General features: G+C 39.6%; 22 protein-coding genes and 1 pseudogene. 9 read left to right on the top strand and 14 right to left on the bottom strand.

All coding sequences use genetic code 11. The annotated features are described in order from the left end of the window. Nucleotides 1–226: 226 nt before the first annotated feature. From LZF95_RS04280 to LZF95_RS04255, 6 genes are all read right to left on the bottom strand, one after another. Entirely contained in the window at nucleotides 227–817 is a 591-nt protein-coding gene (locus LZF95_RS04280; protein ID WP_233753750.1) for a dihydrofolate reductase family protein, read from the bottom strand. 23 nt (nucleotides 818–840) lie between these two features. Next, nucleotides 841–1263, bottom strand: coding sequence for a hypothetical protein (locus tag LZF95_RS04275; protein ID WP_233753749.1), 423 nt, complete (start codon nucleotides 1261–1263; stop codon nucleotides 841–843). 256 nt (nucleotides 1264–1519) lie between these two features. Continuing rightward, nucleotides 1520–2299: a phytanoyl-CoA dioxygenase gene (locus tag LZF95_RS04270; protein WP_233753748.1), complete on the bottom strand. Its 780-nt coding sequence runs from the start codon at nucleotides 2297–2299 to the stop codon at nucleotides 1520–1522. Nucleotides 2300–2626: 327 nt separating this feature from the next. Then, on the bottom strand, nucleotides 2627–2938 hold the full coding sequence (locus LZF95_RS04265) for a hypothetical protein (protein WP_233753747.1): 312 nt from the start codon (nucleotides 2936–2938) through the stop codon (nucleotides 2627–2629). Nucleotides 2939–2967: 29 nt separating this feature from the next. Then, a complete protein-coding gene (locus LZF95_RS04260; protein ID WP_233753746.1) occupies nucleotides 2968–3510 on the bottom strand; it encodes a DUF1579 family protein in 543 nt (180 codons plus the stop codon). Nucleotides 3511–3613: 103 nt separating this feature from the next. Continuing rightward, entirely contained in the window at nucleotides 3614–4594 is a 981-nt protein-coding gene (locus tag LZF95_RS04255; protein WP_233753745.1) for a GlxA family transcriptional regulator, read from the bottom strand. Between the two features lie 168 nt (nucleotides 4595–4762). Between LZF95_RS04255 and LZF95_RS04250 the strand changes: the two genes are divergently transcribed. From LZF95_RS04250 to LZF95_RS27740, 6 genes and pseudogenes are all read left to right on the top strand, one after another. Further along, a complete protein-coding gene (locus LZF95_RS04250) occupies nucleotides 4763–4969 on the top strand; it encodes a hypothetical protein (protein WP_233753744.1) in 207 nt (68 codons plus the stop codon). Between the two features lie 56 nt (nucleotides 4970–5025). After that, nucleotides 5026–6144, top strand: a complete 1119-nt coding sequence (locus tag LZF95_RS04245) for an SRPBCC domain-containing protein (RefSeq protein ID WP_233753743.1) — start codon at nucleotides 5026–5028, stop codon at nucleotides 6142–6144. 457 nt (nucleotides 6145–6601) lie between these two features. Further along, nucleotides 6602–7357: a SnoaL-like domain-containing protein gene (locus LZF95_RS04240; RefSeq protein WP_233753742.1), complete on the top strand. Its 756-nt coding sequence runs from the start codon at nucleotides 6602–6604 to the stop codon at nucleotides 7355–7357. Nucleotides 7358–7364: 7 nt separating this feature from the next. Further along, nucleotides 7365–7805 carry an SRPBCC domain-containing protein gene (locus tag LZF95_RS04235; RefSeq protein WP_233753741.1) on the top strand — a complete coding sequence of 147 codons (441 nt, stop codon included), beginning with the start codon at nucleotides 7365–7367 and terminating at the stop codon, nucleotides 7803–7805. Nucleotides 7806–8019: 214 nt separating this feature from the next. Next, nucleotides 8020–8454 (top strand): nuclear transport factor 2 family protein, encoded by a 435-nt coding sequence (locus tag LZF95_RS04230; protein WP_233753740.1) that lies wholly within the window; start codon nucleotides 8020–8022, stop codon nucleotides 8452–8454. A gap of 80 nt (nucleotides 8455–8534) precedes the next feature. After that, nucleotides 8535–8717: pseudogene (locus LZF95_RS27740) on the top strand (SnoaL-like domain-containing protein); the annotation flags it as partial. A gap of 282 nt (nucleotides 8718–8999) precedes the next feature. On the opposite strand, the gene LZF95_RS04225 reads toward LZF95_RS27740, so the two are convergent. Continuing rightward, nucleotides 9000–9536, bottom strand: a complete 537-nt coding sequence (locus LZF95_RS04225) for a hypothetical protein (RefSeq protein WP_233753739.1) — start codon at nucleotides 9534–9536, stop codon at nucleotides 9000–9002. A gap of 334 nt (nucleotides 9537–9870) precedes the next feature. On the opposite strand from LZF95_RS04225, the gene LZF95_RS04220 reads away from it, so the two are divergent. Beyond that, a complete protein-coding gene (locus tag LZF95_RS04220) occupies nucleotides 9871–10332 on the top strand; it encodes an EthD family reductase (RefSeq protein WP_233753738.1) in 462 nt (153 codons plus the stop codon). 18 nt (nucleotides 10333–10350) lie between these two features. On the opposite strand, the gene LZF95_RS04215 is transcribed toward LZF95_RS04220, so the two are convergent. From LZF95_RS04215 to LZF95_RS04185, 7 genes are all read right to left on the bottom strand, one after another. Then, a complete protein-coding gene (locus LZF95_RS04215) occupies nucleotides 10351–10866 on the bottom strand; it encodes a methylated-DNA--[protein]-cysteine S-methyltransferase (RefSeq protein ID WP_233753737.1) in 516 nt (171 codons plus the stop codon). Nucleotides 10867–10878: 12 nt separating this feature from the next. Continuing rightward, on the bottom strand, nucleotides 10879–11469 hold the full coding sequence (locus LZF95_RS04210) for a hypothetical protein (RefSeq protein WP_233753736.1): 591 nt from the start codon (nucleotides 11467–11469) through the stop codon (nucleotides 10879–10881). Nucleotides 11470–11487: 18 nt separating this feature from the next. Beyond that, the gene (locus tag LZF95_RS04205) at nucleotides 11488–12774 is read right to left on the bottom strand and encodes a retropepsin-like aspartic protease (RefSeq protein WP_233753735.1); all 1287 of its coding nucleotides are present in this window, start codon (nucleotides 12772–12774) and stop codon (nucleotides 11488–11490) included. Between the two features lie 134 nt (nucleotides 12775–12908). Then, on the bottom strand, nucleotides 12909–14210 hold the full coding sequence (locus LZF95_RS04200; RefSeq protein WP_233753734.1) for a hypothetical protein: 1302 nt from the start codon (nucleotides 14208–14210) through the stop codon (nucleotides 12909–12911). A 160-nt stretch (nucleotides 14211–14370) separates the two neighbouring features. Further along, entirely contained in the window at nucleotides 14371–14859 is a 489-nt protein-coding gene (locus LZF95_RS04195) for a VOC family protein (RefSeq protein WP_233753733.1), read from the bottom strand. A 121-nt stretch (nucleotides 14860–14980) separates the two neighbouring features. Continuing rightward, nucleotides 14981–15694: a LytTR family DNA-binding domain-containing protein gene (locus LZF95_RS04190; RefSeq protein ID WP_233753732.1), complete on the bottom strand. Its 714-nt coding sequence runs from the start codon at nucleotides 15692–15694 to the stop codon at nucleotides 14981–14983. 236 nt (nucleotides 15695–15930) lie between these two features. Beyond that, nucleotides 15931–16971, bottom strand: a complete 1041-nt coding sequence (locus LZF95_RS04185) for a sensor histidine kinase (RefSeq protein WP_233753731.1) — start codon at nucleotides 16969–16971, stop codon at nucleotides 15931–15933. A 259-nt stretch (nucleotides 16972–17230) separates the two neighbouring features. On the opposite strand from LZF95_RS04185, the gene LZF95_RS04180 reads away from it, so the two are divergent. Both LZF95_RS04180 and LZF95_RS04175 read left to right on the top strand, forming a co-directional pair. After that, nucleotides 17231–19594: a TonB-dependent receptor gene (locus tag LZF95_RS04180; protein WP_233753730.1), complete on the top strand. Its 2364-nt coding sequence runs from the start codon at nucleotides 17231–17233 to the stop codon at nucleotides 19592–19594. 531 nt (nucleotides 19595–20125) lie between these two features. Then, a complete protein-coding gene (locus LZF95_RS04175; protein WP_233753729.1) occupies nucleotides 20126–21058 on the top strand; it encodes a sensor histidine kinase in 933 nt (310 codons plus the stop codon). The last annotated feature ends 27 nt before the right edge of the window (nucleotides 21059–21085 follow it).

Here is a 21085-nt window from a genome sequence, read left to right as displayed (position 1 = left end):
TTCTCTCCTGATAAAAACTGTTTTAATACTTTCTTCTTGAATGCTGTTTCTTCTTCTTTCATACTGCTCTATCTTATAAACTTTAACTAAAATTCAAAGTCTTAGACAGAGTTTAGATTACAGTCTCCTGTACTGGGCATTGAGTCAGCGGCTCAAGGTTTTCATTCAGTGTTTCTTATAGGTTTTAAAGTTCATTTTTCTATTTAAAAGAACTAACATTTGATAATCATTTTTCATAATGTAGTACAGCAATGCCGCATTGGAATGGAATAGTATTCACGAGTTTTAGCGGGACTATATCATTGAAAATCCTTAATCCTTGACCAATCGCCGCTGGATTTAAGATCAGATGATACTCATCAATTAAATTTAGGCTTATGAGGGACGAAGCTAGGGTTGCACCTCCGTAAACAATGATATCGGAAGGGAAATCTGTTTTTATCTTTTTGATGGTTTCTTCAAGTTCTTTGTAGATAATCTTACAGTTTGACCAGCCACCTGGTATTTCGACTTCTTTGTTCAAAGTTGTTGAAACGACCAGTTTCTGAGATTTAACAATATGAGAGGCAAATTCAAATCGGGTATCCTTAGGATCCGAAGCGGCATCTTGCCAGTGAGCATTGAAGCCTTCTTGTGCCATTTGACTGCTAATAATAATATGATTCGCTCTTTTGTGAAGATCGGTATGATAGGATTTTAGCGCTGTATCCCAGGGCCATTCGTGACCCCAATTCCACAGCATCCAGCTGGTACCACCATCTTTATCTGCGATAAATCCGTCCAGGCTAACTTGTGTTTCAAGAATTAGCTTTCCCATTTTAAATAATTGTATATGGAGATTTAGCCTGCTTTTCTGACTATGCACTCCACGCTATCAGAACCGAAATGATCATAAACTTCTATACATCTGCCATTGGGATCAATATCGTCCTGGGAAAGGATCAGCTCGAAAGCCTGAGAAATCAAGCCTATATCCTTGCTGATGTCATTGAGCTTTATGGAGTAGTAGTCACCACCTTTGATAATCAACCTACCCAGACCAAGTGCTTCTGCATTAACCTCAGGCAAGGTGGTAGCTGCCGCACGGTAAACTATGCCATTACCTCCTTCGGGATTGGATATTCCGAAATATGAGACCCTTTTAATATGGCCTACTTTGGACTTTAATGTGTCAAATGCTTCCTTGATGCCGTCAGGAAAGGTTTTTGACTGGACAAAAACCACAGACATGTCTTTTGGGAATGACTTCTCTCTTACTTCCATTTTTTAGCTTTATTGGCAAAACTAGAATTGAAATCAGCTTTTTGAGTGTTGTAATTACGACTTTGTTCGGGGTTGATTGCGACATCATATCACTTTTTTTCTTACAGATTATTTGTAAAATATGATTCTCCGGTACACAGACTGTAATAATATACTGTTTTGAAGACGATCGACCGTTTTTCGTGTTGATGAAGGTTTGTTTGCAACAATGAAAAGAGGTTTTCACACCTCTTCTCATTCTGAAACATTCTCGCGCTTATTCCAGTCCTAAGCTAATGGCCTGTTCAACAGGACTAAATTTGACATCAGCACCTTCAATTGACAGCTCACCTTTTAAAATTAATGGGGGTTGCGCCATAAATTTAGGCGTGGTTCCCCTGTGGGCTTGACCTGAATGAACCAGGAAAGGGTGACACAGATAAACTGTCCCCGCTTTGCCTGTGGCGTAAGCTTTCTCCCTTTTTGGTAATCCGTCCAGCTTACCCAACAGTTCCATAAATGAAAGACCCATATCTCCTTCTTGCGATAAAAGACGTGCCACATCGATGTGCGATCCCTTGTCGATGACAGTCGGTGCATCATTTTCGCTCACATCGGAGTATAAAATCAACATCAACAAAGCCCTTCCTTTAGACTTTACATTGACCCGCCATTCGAAAAAGTTGCCGGGGTCACTTCCCGGGAAACTGGCATCTACATGCTTATCTGTGTCGTTCGGTTGCTGACTTGTGGGAAACCTGACTGGGAATGTGCCTACACTTCTGCAAGGAATCCATTTGTCTTTGCCTACCAGTTGATCAAAGATGGCATGTAGCCTCTGTGTGTTTATGGAATCGATGAAAGATTGTTGTGTGTACATTCCCAACCGTATGACAGGCTCCACCCAAGAAGCAGGGTCTGATCTATCGCAAGGAAGGTCTTTCCACAGTATGTCTAAACATTTCTCTACAGTTTTTGATGAAAATGCATTGTCAATTCGAATGAAGCCATCCTGAATGAACTGATCTATTTCGTTTCTACTTAAAGTATCTCGCATAATTTTTATGTTATAAAACCGAATTGAGCAACAAACCTTGTTGACCAATGGGTTTAAGTGATTACTAAAAAAGTTATGAACAATAATAGGTACGCTATGTAAAGGGTATAGCGTGTGGCTTAAGAGCTAAGCCGTGAAAAGGGAGATACTTAAAGCATTACTGTCATCCTCATAACGCAAAATTAATTGGTAGTGATCGTTTCTCAAAATACCATTTTAGTGTGAGATGATCATCTGTTTGCAACTGTTTCCATTTTCCCATGACGATTTTGATTTCAGTCAAGCAGACATTCAGGGTGTCTTCAGGTAAAGCAAAATTGAGGTGCCCTATGGTTTGATTGAAATTGTGTTCAGCAATATGTCCTGAATAGATAGATTGTAACAGGACCTTAGTTCAATAAACCTTAGTTCATTGCTCTGTGGATTGTCTTTTCCAAATAACCTATTGAACCTATATCCTTGTGCCTGCATTCCCCAAAAACCTTTTTCATACTTCAGTTTTTTCTCTACTGCGAAATGACAGATATCATGTAGGAGATATGTTTTGGTTTCAACCGTAATCTGTTCAGTGGAGTGATCGTTTCGGGTGATGAGGTATGCACATTGATGGTTTGTCTTTTTCCTTATTTCGATTTTCATAACCAATGATTTGTAGACTCAAGGTGATCCTATTTGCGTGTAAACAGGTACTCAATGGTCTTCTTTTCAGATTGGTTTCCTTCCTGATCAAAATTCTCAATCACAAACGAGTCCTTATCCATAAATGCGATTTTTTGTCGAACATTTATAGCCTCCCCGGTTACCGGGTTGGTTAAAGTTCCTTTCATTGAGGCTGTTTTATCTTCTGGGCTCCATTCTCCATGAACGGTGAGTGTGCCTGTTCCCATATTGGTAATGGTGGTCGTTGAGATCGTTTTATCAATGGTATTGTAACCAATTGTACTTAAGGCCTCATATCCCATCCCCATCATCTGTCCTTTCTGGTCAATTTGTAAAAAACGCCCTCCAAGAATCATCCTATTGGTTGCATTTACAATGGTAGATCCTTGCTGGCCTGTCATACGTATTTCCAATGTAAACTCACCTTGATAGTTTGACAGCATGGAGTGAACATCTGATGGAGTCATGTAGGTTACCCATGCATTTTGGTCTTGGGCCATCCCAATTAAAGGGATGGAGAGAATAAGGAGGGAAATAAGAAGACGTGCCATTTTATTTTTTTGACAAAGATGATTGGTTCCAGATGATTGAACTTGTAAATAATCGACATGACCAGAAAGAATCATGGTAGCGAATAATTATGATGAAGTTGATTTATGAATATACTGCCTGACTATTGTATTTATTCTTATAGTCAAGGGGGGACATGCCTGTGTTTTTCTTGAAAACTTCCCTGAAGGCCTTCATGTCCGAATAGCCCACTTCATACATGATCTCGTTGATGGGCTTTCGCCCATTTTCCAGTTGTTTTTTGGCTGCTTCTACTTTCACGCGCTGCAGGTACTCTACAGGGGTGTTTCCAGTTGCTTTAATGAATCGCCTGTCAAAGTTTCGTCTGCTTACAGCCAAACTGTTGGCCAGTTTTTCAAAGGAAATTTTTTCTGTCATGTGGTCTTCAATGTATGACTGGGCTTGTTCTATGATTTCATCGCCATGGGTTTTCTGGATATGAAAGATGGAGAACTGTGATTGTGACGTACGCTCTATATCAATCTGAAAGATTTTAGAACAGAAAATGGCGACTTCCCGATCAAAATACTTTTCTACCAAATAGAGCATCAGGTTGAGGAAGGAATAGCCACCTCCGTTCGTATAAACTCCTTTTTCATCGGTGATTATCTTATCCTGGGCTACTTTCACATCGGGGTACATTTTCTTGAACTCCTTAGTGGAATTCCAGTGGATAGAACAGGTTCTTCCATCAAGCAATCCTGTGGCAGCCAACAGGAATGCTCCCGAACACATGCTGGCAATCTCAGCCCCTTCTTTGTATTGCCTGGTTATCCAGTTGATAAGTTTTTCATTTCTCTGAATGGTTTTATTGAAATCATCGAAGATAGAAGGTATGATCACCAGATCTGTCTTCCTGATCTGATTGAGATCATCGGGATAAACCTTGAAAAATTGCTCCTTTAAAGCCTGCTCCTGAGCATAGCCTGCAATTTGGATTTGGAGCTTAGGGATGTTTCCGACCTTCTGCCAATAGTCATTGGCACGGCTTAGAATTTCAAATGCCCCTCCAATGCTATTAAGGTTGACAATGCACTCCGGTACTACAATGGTGACGTGCTTCATGGTTTTATTGTTTGTGCAAAATACGCGTTGAGCGTGTCCAAATCAACCTGTCAGAAAGTCTATTTTACACGCTATTGTTTTGTTGTTTGGCAGATAGTTTCGTGAACGTCATAATTCAAACAAAAACAAACTCAATGAAAAAATTAAACAACAAGGTTGCTGTAGTATATGGCAATGGAGCCATTGGAAGTGCAGTTGCTATGGCATTTGCCAGTGAGGGAGTTAGCTGGGCGGACACAGGAAAAACTTAAAGCCATTGCAGACCAAGTCAAATCTATAGGTGGTAAGATTGAGACGCCTCTACTCTATGCTTCTGATGAAGGAAGTGGAATTACCGGAACCACCTTTAATCTGACTGCAGGAATGGTCTTTTAATCCACTGGTATTCACTGGTATTTCCTGAGCTGATATACGATTTGAACATTAAAAATATGCAAAGGAAAACGAGCATCAAATTTATAGAGCTGATCATGATAGGAATAGTTCCTGTCATACTCCTGATGGCTATGGAAACCCAGGCAGCGGACTTGAAGAACCAAAAAGAAATAGAAGAATTAACAAAACAAGAACAAAACGAAAATATGAAAGAACAAGCAGAATCAGATTTCAGCACCACATTTTTGGTAAATCAAAGTCCAAAGGAGGTCTTCAATGCCGTCAAGAATGTACGAGGGTGGTGGTCAGAGAATATTGAGGGAGGTACTGACAAGTTGAATGATGAATTCATCTATCATTATAAGGATGTCCATTATAGTAAAATCAGGCTTGTTGAGGTCGTCCCGGATCAACGGCTGGTATGGCATGTCGTGGAGAATTATTTCTCTTTCACTAAAGACAAACGTGAATGGACAGATACTAAAATCATTTTCGAAATCTCTAAAGAAGGGAGCCAAACAAAACTCCACTTTACCCACCAGGGTTTAGTTCCAGCATATGAGTGCTTTGAGGTATGCAGTGAAGGCTGGACCAACTATATTGATGGTAGTTTAAAAAACCTTATAACCAAAGGTAAAGGAGAGCCCAATCCAAAGGAAGGAGGATTTAATCAAGAGTTGGTTGAAATGTGGAAGTTGGAGCCAATTTCGGAATCAAGCGACCAGCACTTCACTGTTTCTTTTTTGGTAGAACAATCACCGGAGGAGGTTTTTGATGCCGTTACCAACATCGGTGGATGGTTGACGGAAAACTTCACCGGAGGAACCCGAAAGTTGAATGACGAATTTGAGGTTCAGTTTTGGGATGTACACTATTCAAAACAGAAGCTGGTAGAAGTGATCCCTAATAAAAGGGTTGTCTGGCAGGTGACGGATAGTAAGCTCACTTTTATTGAACAACAGGATGAATGGACTAATACCAGGGTCATATTTGATATTTCCAGGGTTGGCAACCAGACCAAGGTTCAATTTGCCCACGAAGGATTAACTCCTGATATAGCGTGCTATACAGATTGCTCCAGCGCATGGAATGGGTATTTGACCGGGAGTCTCCGTGATTTTATCACTACAGGAAAGGGCAAGCCGGAGGTTCGGGAAGACGTGGTAAACAAATAGCATGAAATCATTGAGTTTTTTTACAGGTCTCCGGATAAATTACGGAAACCTGTATGATGCTTTATTACGGAGGGAAGCTAGTTCACTTCAAATAAGATAAAACATGATGGATTTTTCAATGTCGAATTTTTACAATTATAAACCAAGCCAGGTTGCTATTTTCATGTCATAAAAATCTGATCAGCTAATAAAATTTAAGGATAATATATTTTCATAAGGATGCTTCAAGTGATTGAAAAGGCAATTTTGATTTTTTTGCTATTGGGTTCATTTCAACGTTGCGTTCCTACAACCGATAAATGATGTAAAGATATACCTCTCCATGTACAAGTCAGATTTAATAGGAAGATTCAAAATTGTCTAAATCAGCCCTTTGTAAAGTCTATTTCACACGCCCTTAGCGTGTGCCTTAGCAGCTAGCTTTGTAAAAAAAGTAATCTCAATAAAAATGGAAAACATGACTAAAGAAGACCTGTCAATAACCCTGCAAGTGGAGCAGACACCATTCAAGGTGTATAAGGCCATTAACGCTGTAGATGATTGGTGGACAAAGATCGAGGGTGCGGCAAATAGCACTGGGGACACTTTTACCGTCCGTTTTGGGGATGTCTATATCACCCATAGAGTGGCAGAACTGATCCCTTGCAGCTGTGTGGTGTGGGAAGTGACGGATAGCAATGTAGCGAGCTGGCTAAATACCCGTATTCAATTTGCCATTGGTGTTGAAGGCGATATGACTGTGCTATTGTTTAACCACAAAGGAATGACAGCAGATGCAAAGGACTATGAAGACTGTGTGAAGGGATGGACCAAATTTATTAAAGAGGGTTTAGCCGGACTGATTCAGGTGGTACCAGTGACGAATGAGGAAATATTAGAAAGATTCAAAACGCTTGCTGCTGAGGAAAGATGGTTTGATATACAGGATGACCTTTTTTCCAGTAACGTGAAGAGCATCGATCCACCCAACTCGCCCTACATGGGATTCGCAGAAGGCAAAGCTGCTGTTCGTAAAAAAGGCAAAGATTTTGTCGCCAAGGTGGAAGAGTTTCATGGGGCGAGAACTTCTATGCCGGTGATTGGTGGAAATTACATTGCCGTAGGCCGGGATATGGATATTACCGGACAGGGTTTTGGACGAATTCAAATTAATGAGATTATGCTGTATGAAGTGAAGAACGGAGAAATCGTATCTGAGCAGTTTTTTTATTGAGAATGAGATGAAGAATCAAGATTTTAAACTGACATTATTGGTTGACCGACCTCCAACCAAGGTTTTTGAGGTGATAAAAAATGTCCCTGGCTGGTGGTCTGGATGGCATGAAGAGAAATTTGAAGGTAAGTGGGAAAAGCTAAATGATGAATTTTCATTTACTGCTGCAGGAGGAGCTCATTATAGCCTACAGAAGTTGATAGAACTGGTTCCAGACAAGAAGATCGTCTGGCTCGTAACAGAAAGCGAGCTTAGCTATATCGGAGATACTACCGAGTGGGTTGACACCCAGATATGCTTTGAGCTCTTCCAAGAGGATAAGGGGACAAAAATCGTATTTACTCATAAGGGGTTGATCCCTGAGGCGGAGTGTTACGGAAGCTGTTCGGTTTCCTGGACTGACTATCTCCAAAAGAGCCTTTTGAAGATGGTCAGCACAATTGTATGATAAAGAACGTCTTTCAGAAATCAACAAGAACTTCTCCTGAATACCGAAGTCAGCAGATGTCGAATTTATACAATTATCTACTGAATGAGTGTATCCAAAATTTCAATCGACTGAAACTATTAGGCGTAAGACAATTTTCGGAAGGTGAAATAGGAATTCATTATAAGATATAGCGGTATCATCTGCTTTAATCAGTAACCATCACATAATAAAAATGACAGAAGAAATTAAAATAAGACAACTGAAAGAAAATCTGAACAGAGCAATTCGAGAAAAGGACGCTGAAAAAGCAAATATGCCATTTGCTGAAAATTGCGTGCTGTTTTTACTGGCTCCCCCTTTGAAGATTCGCTTTGGGACAGGTGATGAAGGTTTAAATAACCTGGAAGATTGGTTTTCAACCTTTGAAAATCGTATTGGATTAGAGTCAAAAGAATTGGAAATAACCTGTAATAACGATATGGCCTTCATAAATAGCCTTGAACATTTAACTGGAAAACGCACAGATGGAAGCGAAACCAATGTTTGGTTCAGAGAAACCTTATGTCTTCGAAAAATAAATGACGAATGGAAAATTACACATCAACACCAATCTTTTCCTATGTATATGGATGGCACTGACAAAGCAGCTACTGATTTAGAACATTGAATAAATTGACCCATCCAACTCTCCCTACATCGGTTTTGCGGAATGTAAAGCAGCTGTTCGTAGAATAAGGCAAAGATTTTGTCGCCAAGGTGGATGAGTTTCATAGTGCGAGAACTTCTGTGCCGGTGATTGGTGGAAATTACATTGCCGTAGGCCGGGATATGGGTATTACAGCTCAAGATTTTGGAAGATTGTAGGTTAATGGGATCATGTTTTATGAGCTAAAGCATGGGGAAATCGTATCAGAGCAATTTTTTTATTGATATAGATGATGTGGAATCAAGATCTTATTCTGACATTATCCATTGACCAATCGCCAGCCAAAGTATTTATAGAATGGACTTAAGTAGATTTGTTTGCCCCTGTTTTTCCTCTGAACTTGTCAAAAGTTAATTAAGCCAAAGTTTCTATTAAAATTTTACCCTTAATAATGTAAAAAATGGATTTACCGGATTTTAACCCGGTAAATCCTGGATTGAGACGGATTCAAATGGAGGACTGTTGGTTTATTGAAAGACAGTGAACCAAGGAGCCGGTACAAGGAATTAACTTGTTACATCGCAGTCTCCGTTGCAGGGTAAGTCCACAATTGCACAAACCTCTTGAATATTAAAGTTGATTGTCCTGAGTTGCTCATCAGACAAATTTTTAAAAGCCTGCTTCAGATCCAATGTCAGTAACTCGGTTTTTCTGGATTCAGAGTTTTGGCATCCTGTGGACGTCAAGTTTAGAAAAACGTTGGCCACCGGAGGATCAACAAAGAATAGAGAGCCGTTCCAAATCAATTCATAGTCAATTTCACAGTTTTCGGGAACATCCACCTCGACCTTCAGTGTGTTTCCACTTCTGTTGATTTTCTCTATACTCCAGTCAAATGTACAATATTCAGAAGTGGCTCTTCGGTTGTTAATTTCCTGGTATTTACCGGGATTTGAAAAGAATTTGAAGTTATCACCGGCTACTTCATAAACCTGGGCTTCCGGAAATGTTTCATCTTCATTGCATGCTAAGGCAATCATCAGAAGTCCAATCAGCATAAAATTGGACCATAGCTTGTCGCTAATGTTTGTTTTGTTTTTCATAGTAATGGGTTTTTTAGTGTTTGTAATATTTTTTCAACTAAACGTATTATGTTGTTTTTATGCTACAGCGTTATATAGAAATTATTTGAGTTTTATTTCTTTTTAAAGTTAAAAAAAAAGTTGCAAATATAGGGTTTTTTAAGTGTCTGAAATTGTATAAATACGACATTTAAAATATTTTTTTTGAATTAAAAAATAGATTTTTTCCAAAAATTGAAAGAAATAATTTATTTTGCTGGTGATATATCAACAAACTTATGTGGGTTAAATTTATAAATAATAATTTCGAATCTCTTAATTCACGAATGTAATAAGTATTCAAACCATGGTATCGTTGAATTTAAAACTGGCGGTTTTTCTAGTTGTATCCCTGTTTATGCTTGAAGAGGCAGTACTACAAACGACAGAAACCCCACAACTGGGAGTTTCACACTCTGCTGAAAAGGGACTGATAAAGATTTCGATCATGTACCCCTACGAAGAAGGAAAACAATTTGATATGGAGTACTACGAATCCAAACACATGCCCATGGTTGCCGGATTTTTGGGCTCAAATCTGGTTAATTATACCATAGAAAAGGGGATTGCAAGCGGGATTCCCAATACACCCATGCCATTTGTGGCCATTGGAACCTTTTACGTTAAAAGTCTTGAAGACTACCAAGCAGCAATAGGACCGAATCGAGATTCCATACGGGCGGATTTCGCCAATTATACCAACATTAGCCCGGTTATTTTAGTAAGTGAAGTTGTAACTTATAATTCGTCGTTAGAAAATCCTTCTGGTATTAACTAGAACTTTTGTAAGGGAAGTTTAAAAAAGTCTTTCTGGTAAAACCCCTTCGATTTCAAGTAATCTCTCCTTTCTCCAGATTCCTCCTGCATACCCAGTCAATTTTCCGTTTGACCCGATTACTCTGTGACAGGGGAGCATAATCGCTATTTTGTTCCTGGCATTGGCAGATGCTACCGCACGAAAAGCACCTGGAATCCCAAGCATTAAAGCTTGTTTTGAGTAAGAAATAGTTTTACCATATGGTATTATCTGTAAGGATCTCCATACTTTTTTTTGAAACGCTGTACCAATAGGATCCAGACTAGTGTTGAAAGTATTTCGGCTTTTAAAAAAATATTCCTGTAGTTCATTTTTTGCCACTTCAATATGAGAATTGGAACCATGAATTAATGGCTGCTTAAAATGCTTTCTATAACCTGTTAGTTTTGATTCAAGGTAGTCAACATCAAAAAACTCTAAAGCGCAGATTCCAGCTTCTGTAGAACAGATAATTATATCCCCAATTGGGCTTAAATATTTGGAGTACCTGATCATTGGCGAAAATTTTTAGTTGCGCTTTTTCTTACGCACATCGATTGTTAGCCAGACCGATAAACTAAATAACATCATGGAAGTGAAAAAAGGGACGAGGAAGGTCTGCTTCTCAAAAAAGGACCATGCGATAATAAAAGAGCCTAATGAAATTATACCTCCAAAAACGCCATAGTATGGATTTTTGTAAAGCCAGCTAAATGGGAATAAATGAGCACCCGTAATGATGGCATATGCCATGATGAAATATTCAGGCATATGTTTCAGGAAGACAAATAGTAGGGGGAAATAAAACAATTGGGCAAAGTTGAACCAAAGTCCCAGTGGTTTAAGTGGATTGCCCTCGAGTTTCCAGTTGGTTTTAAAGATTTTTGATAATCCAAACGCCAAAGGCAAAGTACAGAAACCGATGTAAAATGACAGGACGGAATTGATAAAATCAGATTTGGGGGAGGTGTACCAAACGATACCTAGTAAAGCCCAGACCAAGCTTGCGCTAACTGTAAAATCCATTCCATTTTTGGATTCTATGGATAATTTGGTTCGTAGGAGCTGGATTTGTTCTTGACTTGGAAATTGGAAATGGTCGGTAGTTGTAGCTGACATAGCTAGGAGGTTTTGACTTTAGGGATTTAGGGGGGGTGTAAATAGTAGCTGCATATTCTCAAAATCGAGAGTCATTGATCCGAATCGGTCAATTAAATCCTGACCGATATTTCCATAGACATGTTTCCACTTCTCATTTCTGCTTTCTGTCAACAGGGGGGTGTTGGGAAATGATAATTCAGTGTCATTTACCTTGATTCTGAAATCAATCTGATATCCAGGGAATTTCCCATGCCCTCCGGCACCACCAAACTGAATCTCTTCCAATTCGTACTTGGATTCAATTTCTTCTTTGTTTTGACTGTAATACCGCGGATAAAGCATGCTTTCATCCGCTCCGGTATCCAAATAAAAGTGCTTTCCTTCCAATTGTACCAGCAGACTCAAGCCATCCATAGCCATGTTAGCTTTCACGGTCTTTTGGATTGTAGAGCCGGAAAATCCTGCTTCGAAATGCCCGTTTTGATCTATTCGAATGCGTCTTAAGGATTCCATCACCGGAAATCCAAGGATACCATGAATCTGGTAATCGATTTGGGGGAAGGCTAGGTGTTCATCCGCCAGCACCAAAAAAACAACATTGCTGAAAACAGCAGATTCCAATGCCAGTTTTTCACAAATGCCAAGATTTGCATAAACCATAGTTCCGGTAATGGTTCCCACCTGAATGGAGTCCGGAAGCACTTTCATTTGGAGACGCTTTGCCGCTGACCGGGTGATTGTGGAGAGATTTGCACCGGTGTCAAAAATCATCGGAATGGAATCCCTTTTCGTGGTCAATAAGAGATTGTTCAGCCCTGCCAAATCCCGGATCATTTGCTGTTGAACAGACCCTAAAAACTCAGTTTTCTGGGGAGGTTGATGTTCCAGGATTGACCATATTTTCAGGGAGTTTTTATAGCCATCAACCTGATCAGCATGAAGCAAATGTGCAAATTCCTGCAGAATACGGGAGACGGCCTCTTTTGCTTTAGCATAGTCATAGGATTTATAGGCATTGTCGTGCCGGACTTCAAGTAGCTTCAGTCTGATTGAATCCGGTAGGTTTATACCGGATTGGTCCAATAAATTGGCAATGGCAGTTTTTGACTGGTTGGTTTGGTTAAATGCGTTTTTGAGAATGGCAGACAGGATATTCTTTTCTGTATTGCTGAGCGGTGACCTGTCAAGTTCCAAAAGTTCTGCTGCTTTGAAAAAATCCTTTTTTCCAATTTCGGTATAAATTTCAGTAAAGTAGCTGTTTTTTTGGGCTCTGCTAGTAAGGTTAAAATTCAGAAGCAGCAACCCCAGGACAAAGTATTTCATAATGTTATCATTATTGACAAATATCCGTGCTGAGCTAGTTTTAAAATTGTAAAACTGCGACAAATGCGTTTATAAGGCAGAGCTATTCAAAAGGTGTATGAGGACTGGGTCGGGATTATTTGGAATATAATCCACTAATTTTTAATTTTCATCAGTTCGAAATTCCCTGTCTGTTTATTTTTGATCAATTGATATCCCTCCTCCAATAGCAAAGTCCAGCCATTTCCGGAATATCCCCGTCCGTAACTCTGAAAAGGACAACTGATGGAGATTCTGTTCCAGGAATGATTCATTAACAATCCTCCATTTTCCACGATTAAGATCCCCCAACTATCAGTAATGCGAATGTCGGGGTAAACAGTACCCATATCCTCCAGAGGAAAAATATTTCTTGGGTCGAAAGATATGGACATTTTTTCCAGGGGGATTTCTACATGAGGTTGATCTGCAAGGAGCTGCTTATAGGTAGCAATCTTTTCGAGCTGGGCAAGTTCACGTTCCGTTTCCTCTTTGAAAATGAGGTCTCCATTGTAAGTTTTTTCCAGCTTCGCAATTTGCTCGTTTAGGTCATTGGGAATCTTCAGATCAAATGCAGTTATAAGATATTCAGAAAGATCTGTTTGCCCTGAAATGTTGAGATTCCAATTTTTGTCTAGTGTTCTCAGAAATACACCATAAATTGGAATGGTCTGATAGGCAAACGACCTAACGAATGTTGGGCTTTTCCCAAACCGGCTAAGTTGTCCGACGAGATGCCGCCTAGTCTCAGCTTTATTTCTGTCGCTATGGATCAAGCCGGAATACTCTGCAATTCCTTCATTAAGTTCAAGAGAATTTTCGTCGGCTTTGGAACCTTCAAATAGCGATTGTCTGTAAGCCCTGAAAAGCAATGCGTTCCGGACATGGGAAAGGGCAATTTGATGTTTCGGTTCCAGGACAGCATGCTTTAATGCCTCCAGTTCAAGACGCAGATATATTCTTCCGTCTTTTGTGTCAAGGTGATTGTTTTCTGAATGGGTAAGCGGAAATCCCAATTCAGATTGAACACTATGGAAAAGCTCATGTGACAACAGGTTTATTCTTTCCTGTTTATTTTCTGCTAATGGCAACATGACCATTGCCCAACGCTTACCGGCCCAGTCAATCGAGGTATTTGCTATGTTGAGGCTTTCCGGGAATATTCCTGTGTAGACTCCATCCGTCAGCGTGAGACGTCCTTCTCCATCTGCTTCATTGGCATACAGTTTCCGGGTTTCCGGTTCGATCAGAAGAACGGGGCCATACAGACTTCTTTTCCAGAGCGTTTTGCTGTTATTGGCGGTTTTTTGAACCTCCTTGAAATACTTTTTATAATCCGCAGAAGTAGCGGAATCAGTCTGGGCTTCTGTCCAATTGCAAAACAAGAAAAAGAAAATGGAAAACAGGTGAAGTTTCATTGGATTATTGGTTGAGTTTAATGGACAGATAGCCATTTTCGCATGCGTTTTTATCATCCCATTGTTGGGTGATTCTGACAAGCCACACTGATGCTGACTGTTTTATTATTTATCCTCGTAAACGTTAAATATCCCAGGCGTTTAGGCAACTCCTCAGATTTCAATCTTTGCTTTTCTTTTCCAAAATATCAGTTGCTGTCCCACGGCCGAGTTGTTCCGCTAATCCGATTAGCAATCCCTCTGTCCCGCGGATGTAGCAAAGCCGATACATATCTCCGAACTGAACCACTTCTCCCACGACTGTAGCACCGTGTTTTTTAAGTCTGATCAACAGTTCGTCAAGGTTGTCAACCCTGAACATTATCCTGAGATAGCCAAGTGAGTTTACCGGAGTTTTCCTGTGGTCTTCAATTGTTTGAGGTACAAGAAATCGTGACAGCTCCAGTCTTGAGTTTCCGTCCGGTGTAACCATCATGGCAATCTCACAAGACTGATTGCCAAGTCCGGTAACACGTCCGGCCCATTCACCATCTACCATCATCCGTCCTTCAAGCGTCAACCCGATTTCTGTGAAAAATTCAATGGCACTGTCAAGTGATTCCACTACAATACCCACATTATGCATTTCCATTAACTTGCTTTTTTCCATGATATTCAGTTTGTTTCCGACAGTTATTTTGATTGGATACAGTATGAAGATATTTCGAAAATACTTTTGCTACTTCTGTTTTGTCATACCGTTATAAAAGATTGTTGCCTAAGAATCAGAGTTAGACCGTGTTTTTGTTCACCCATTGAAAAAAAGCCTGCTTATATAGGTTCCCCAGAGGGAAAATTTTCCCTCCGATGGTTACATTAGTTTGACTAAATCGTTCAATCTGACGGGTATTGACAATATAAGAACGATGAGTCCGAATGAAGTGACTGGGTAATTTTTGCTCCATTTCTCCGATACCAATCAAGGTAAACAACGCCTTTGAAGGGGTGACCAATTTGATATGGTTCTTCACACTTTCCACATAAAGGATTTCTTTCAGATTGACTTTAATGAATTCCCTATCATGTTTGATATAGATAAATGGTTCAGCATATTCGGTTTCTATAGGCACATTTAAAGGGGATTGGAAAGGATGTTTTCGGCTTCCATATATTCTGCGTACTGCGCGGACAAACCGCTCAAAAGAAATTGGTTTGAGAAGGTAATCAGTAATTTCCAGTTCATATCCTTCCAGTGCATATTCCCGAAATGCAGTGGTAAGAATAATGGACGGTCTTGATTCCAGTGTATGAAGCAATTCTATTCCGGACATTTTGGGCAATTGAATATCCAAAAACAAAACATCAACCGGTGAGCGCTGTAACTGCACCATTCCCTCTACAGCATTATGGAAGATATGGGTGATTTCAAGATCCGGGAAATGGGAAATATGATTCTGAAGAATTTTTACTGCTGGAATCTCATCCTCAATTATCATGCATTTCATTGACTTACTATCTGGTTAATATTTGTGGTATAATTGTCTCGAACAAATTTTAATTGGACAGGATCAATACATTGGATTTCTGTAGATAGGTACATAATGTCTGATATCCCTCGAATGGATACTGTCATGGCAATGTCTATTTTATCTTTATCTGTTTAGCTTTCGAGTTTTATTGGAAGTGATATTCTGCAGCGGTTGATAATTTTCAAGTTTTGGTTTTGATTCGGTTTTTTGATTTAGAGAACAATTTTTAGCCTGACCAAAAAACTATCCTTTATCTTGATAATTAATTCGTGGCTATCCGGGTAAAGCAAAGAAAGTCTTTTCCTAACGTTCTGTAGGCCTATTCCGCTTTTAACCGGAGAATTATGGGTTTCATCTGGTGTAATCTTATTTTCAACCATAAATACCAATTCTTCTTCATTTGCAAATAGATAGATCCTGACCCATGAATTACTTATGTCTTTCGAAGGGCCATGCTTAAATGCATTTTCCACAAAAGGCATCAGCAAAAGTGGGGGCATACATACTCCCCCTACACTTCCCTGGATATCAAAATACAAATCTAAACGTTCACCATACCGTACTTTTTCCAAATCAATGTAGTTTTTTATCAAACTGACTTCTTTGCTTAACAGGACTTTTTCAACGTTGCATTCATAAAGGATATAGCTGAGTATTTCTGAAAGTTTCAAAATAGATCCCGGGGCTGATCGATCCCCCGATATTACCATAGAATAAATATTGTTAAGCGTATTGAATAAAAAGTGAGGTTGAAGTTGATTTTTTAGATTTTGAAGTTCTGCCTGTACTTTTTCTGATTTTAGCCGTTCATTTGCACGAGTCTGAAAAATATTCTGTTGTATCAACTTAATTGCCACTACGGGTGATGCTATATAAATCAGATCAATAAACATGTAAAGGGTTCTTGATGAAAGAAACTCCTGAGTCTTCCCTGACTTTTCCATGGGAAAAAGCTGATCCAGAAAATATAGAATAACCATTCCAACAAAGGCATAAAAAGCCACGAGCAGGGCTAATTTGATGTATTGGGAACGAGGAAGATATCGGGGAAAAAGCTTGTATGCCAAAAAATAACTGTATGGGATCTTAACCGTCATGAAAAGTATCTCATAAAAAAACCAGTCAGCGTAGTTGCCCTCGTAAAATGAACCGTTTACTATGCCGTAAAAAGTCAGCCAGAAACCCCAATAAACTACATGTCTGGCGATACGCTCCAGGGTCCATTTATTGTAGTTTTTGTCCAATTCAATCATACTTTTTTGATGAAATTTAGCTGCTTATCTGACAAAAGCAGTAAAATAAATACCAAACAGTACTCTGATAGTATAAAAGAACGATTTGTCCATACAAAGCCAATCTGTTAATCCGAAGGCTGTTTTTGTCCCCATTCTACTCCAATCAGTCCTGTTTTCCGGTGGGCAGTGTGTTTTCTGTATAACATGCGTCGAAAATTAATGGTAAAAACGCATGCTTCGACAATCCGTATTCCTTTGTTCCTTATTTAGCTGTTTGATGCTGAATTTCTGGGTATCTGCACAAAATTCAATTACAGGTAAAGTTGTTGATCCGCAAAATATTCCGCTTGAATATGCCCATGTCTTGTTGTTTCAGGATTCATTGTTCATTCAGGGAACGGTGACTGATTCTTTGGGGAAATTTGAAATTCCGTATTCCAGTTCTGATAGATCTTATCTAATTCAGATTCAGGCCATAGGATTTACGGATTTTCGGAGTGCTCCTTTTTTTTTCTCAGGCAACAAGGATTTTGAAAATATACTATTGACGCTTTCTTCCACAGAACTAGATGAGGTTACGGTAAATTCCTACCGTCCGCTTTTCGAACAACGGATAGATCGGACTGTCATTCACGTACAGGATAGGGTAACTAACCTAGGTAGCTCTGTTCTTGGTGTTTTGGGTAGATCACCGGCAGTTAGGGTAAACCGGGGGATCAACCAGATCAGTATGATGGGTAAGGAAGGCGTAATTGTCATGGTGGATAACAAGCAGCTCAGAATGGAATCTGCTGATCTGATCAGGTATTTGGAAAACCTGAATACGGATCTCGTTGAATCCATTGAACTGATCACAGCCCCTCCGGCAAGTTATGATGCACAGGGTGGGGCAGGGATTATCAATATCAACACCCTTCGGGGTGAAGGAAAAATAGGCGGACAGTTCTCAGGTAATTTTGCATACGGAAAACGCCCGAAATACGGAATAAATCTTTCACTGAATGGAACAGGGAAAAAACTGACTTATTATTTCAATGGAGCTTACTCATTAGCCAGAGACCTTGAATTGGTTGAAATAGAATCCGAGCTGAATTTTGGGAATAGTCCCATTATTTCAAGATTGGATGTGGAGCGAAAGCCCGCGACTGCTATGTATACCGCCGAGTCGGGGTTGGAGTGGAAAATTTCCCCGCAAACGGGAGTAGGAATAGGGCTGTCCTTATTGCAATCCAATTGGAAAATGGATGCTACTGCTCTAACGAAATCAAGAGAGGAAGAAGAAATCACTTCATCCCAAACTGACAGTTATGAGGAAAACCTGCTTTCCCAGGCCATTCTGAACCTTAATCTTTCCCATTCTTTTTCGGACAAAACCAGGGTTGAAATAGACTATGATTATATCAGGTTTGAAAGGGATAACCCAACTGTATACCAAGTTAAAGAAACTGTGAACCAAGATGACGAGCAAAATTCAAGTTTTTTATCCAGAGCTAAGACACCGCTGGATATCCAGGTAGGGAAAATCGATGTGCACAATGATTATGCTGAGAATTTAAGTTTTGATCTTGGTTTGAAAGGGACGCATTCAACCTTTAACAATCAGGTCAGGGTGGCCGGAAAAAACCCGGAAGGTGTTTGGGTAGATATTCCTGGATTTACTGATTCTTATCAGTTGGATGAATCTTTGTATGCGGTTTACCTGTCTTCCAATTGGCAGATCACGGATAAATTCAGGATGATTGCCGGGCTGAGATATGAAAACTATGAACTCATTCTCGAATCGTCTGATCAGGGAAAAGTAAATGATCGGAAAATGAATAATTTGTTTCCAAACCTGCACGGGAGTTTTTCTTTTGATGAAAACAACGAGCTTTCACTCTCATTTGTAAACCGGATCCAGCGCCCAAGTTTCTCCATGCTGGCACCTTATTTTTATTTCTTTGATGAACATACTCTATTTACCGGAAACCCTGAATTGGTACCATCATTAACCCATCAAATTCAGCTGGCATATCAGGGTTCAAAGCTGAGCACCACCCTTCAGCTGACAAAAGAATCCCAACCGGTATTTGATGGTCAACCTGACATGGATTTTGAAAACAAACTCTTGGTAGTAAGGCCACTGCAAGGAATTGAAAGCCAAAGCGGGACACTTTTGATATCCTATCCAGTGGAAATCACCACAGGCTGGACAAGTCAGTATGATATCCGTGGAACTATACAAACCCAGTACCCCATTGTAAACTCGCTTCCGGTTAAATACGCTTCGGCAAATTTTGAAGTTTCCACCACTCAGATTTTCCATGTTTCCGACTGGTTTGATGCTGAACTGAATGCCGCATACTTTTCGGACTATCGATCGGGAATAATGTATATGAAAGAACGGTTTATGCTGGATTTGGGAATCAGGAAAACCTTTTCATCAGGAATTGGTATTTCATTTAATGTGAATGATGTATTAAACACAGGCAGCCAGTGGCCAATGACCGCTGATTTTCCTACCAATGATTTGGTTTATGATTGGCTTTTTGATGCAGAGGGAACTGTGTTCCGGTTCAATCTTTCGGTTCCATTGGGAAGTAGATCAGTCCGGAAGCTTGGGAGCAGATCCGGTTCAGGGGATGAACAGCGAAGACTATAATTTGGCATACCAATCTAGGCGCCAATAATGGAAAATGAACTGTAAAAAAGGCTGCTGCGAATGATTTGAACTTAAAATGCACACCTAATTGGAAAACTGGGATACAAATAAGCATAACATTACGAACAATATCCGACTGCATAAATAATAAGAGCGTATAAATCGAGAGGTTCAATGGCTCTGTCCCTTAGCAAAGCATATGTAAATTGTAAAATTGCGACATTGATCAAATAGTTTAGACTATAAGTTTACTTTTAAAAAGTGCTTATAAGCAAGCCGTTTCCGGTATCCGAAGTTTACCAGGGCTTTGGAGAACTTTATTATACCTATTTATTTAATTCATTGATCTGATTCTTGAACCTTCTTATTTTTCCAGTGAAGCTGGAGATTTTGGGTCTGAATTTTAGCTTGAATTGCTTGAAAATTAATTTCTTTGATATTTCAAAGATGGATCCCAAAACGAAAATTTCCCTCAGTATTTCCTTGGCCCTGTCAGTATTTTTTTTATTGCCATGGGTATCACTTTTTGAAATGGCGGAAATACTTAATCGGACTTTTCCGCGAGCCCAGGTAAATCCTAGAATGGGGTATCTGTTTTTTTCGACTTTTGTAGGCTCATTTGTATTATTTCAGTTTAATTTTTTCTGGAAAAAACATCTTATTCCGCCCGGTATCTACAGGAGGGCTAAATTGGGATTATTGAATTTTCTGTTGATCGTCTTACTTTCCATTCTACTTTCGGGTATTCTTCGAATTATATTTGATCTGGAATATTCCAGAGCATTCTTTTTGGTTTTTCTTTTTCGCCATTTGGGTATCCTGATCGTTTGTCTCTTGGTGGTATATGCTTATGAGGCATCGGAACGGGCTAAGCTAGACCAACGGAAACTGGATGAATTGGCTCATGAAAAAACCCATACAGAACTTGCGGTTTTAAAGAGCCAGCTTGATCCCCATTTCCTATTTAATACATTAAATTCACTCTCGGGATTGATCAGAAATGACTCTGGAGAGGCAATCCGGTTTGTGGGAATGCTGTCAGACTGTTTTAGATATACCCTGGAAAACAGAAATTCTGTATTGGTTGAACTCAATGAGGAGTTGGAATTTTTAAAGGCTTATTTGTATGTGATGCAAATTAGATTCGGATCCGGTCTTTCTGTGGAAGTGGATGTCCAACCAAGTGATCTTTGCAAGAAACTCCCCCAATTCGCAATTCAGTTATTAGTGGAAAATGCCCTGAAGCACAATGTGATTTCTGTAAAAAAACCATTGAAAATCAGGGTTTTTCAAAATAAAAATGAAATCATTGTTTCAAATGTTCTTCAAAAAAAGGAGAAAATAGGAGGGGGGTATGGAATTGGGCTGGCTAACCTAAAAAAACGCTATAAACTGCTGGGTTATGATAGTGTTAGGATAACCATTGAGAAAAATTCGTTTTGTGTAAGCATTCTGTTGATATGAGGGATAATAAAAATGGAAAATTTTACC

The sequence above is a fragment of the Algoriphagus sp. AGSA1 genome (assembly GCF_021390545.1).
Lineage (GTDB): Bacteria > Bacteroidota > Bacteroidia > Cytophagales > Cyclobacteriaceae > Algoriphagus.
The sequence above is the reverse complement of the archived record's forward strand: the minus strand, read 5'-3'. Positions and strand labels throughout refer to the sequence as shown.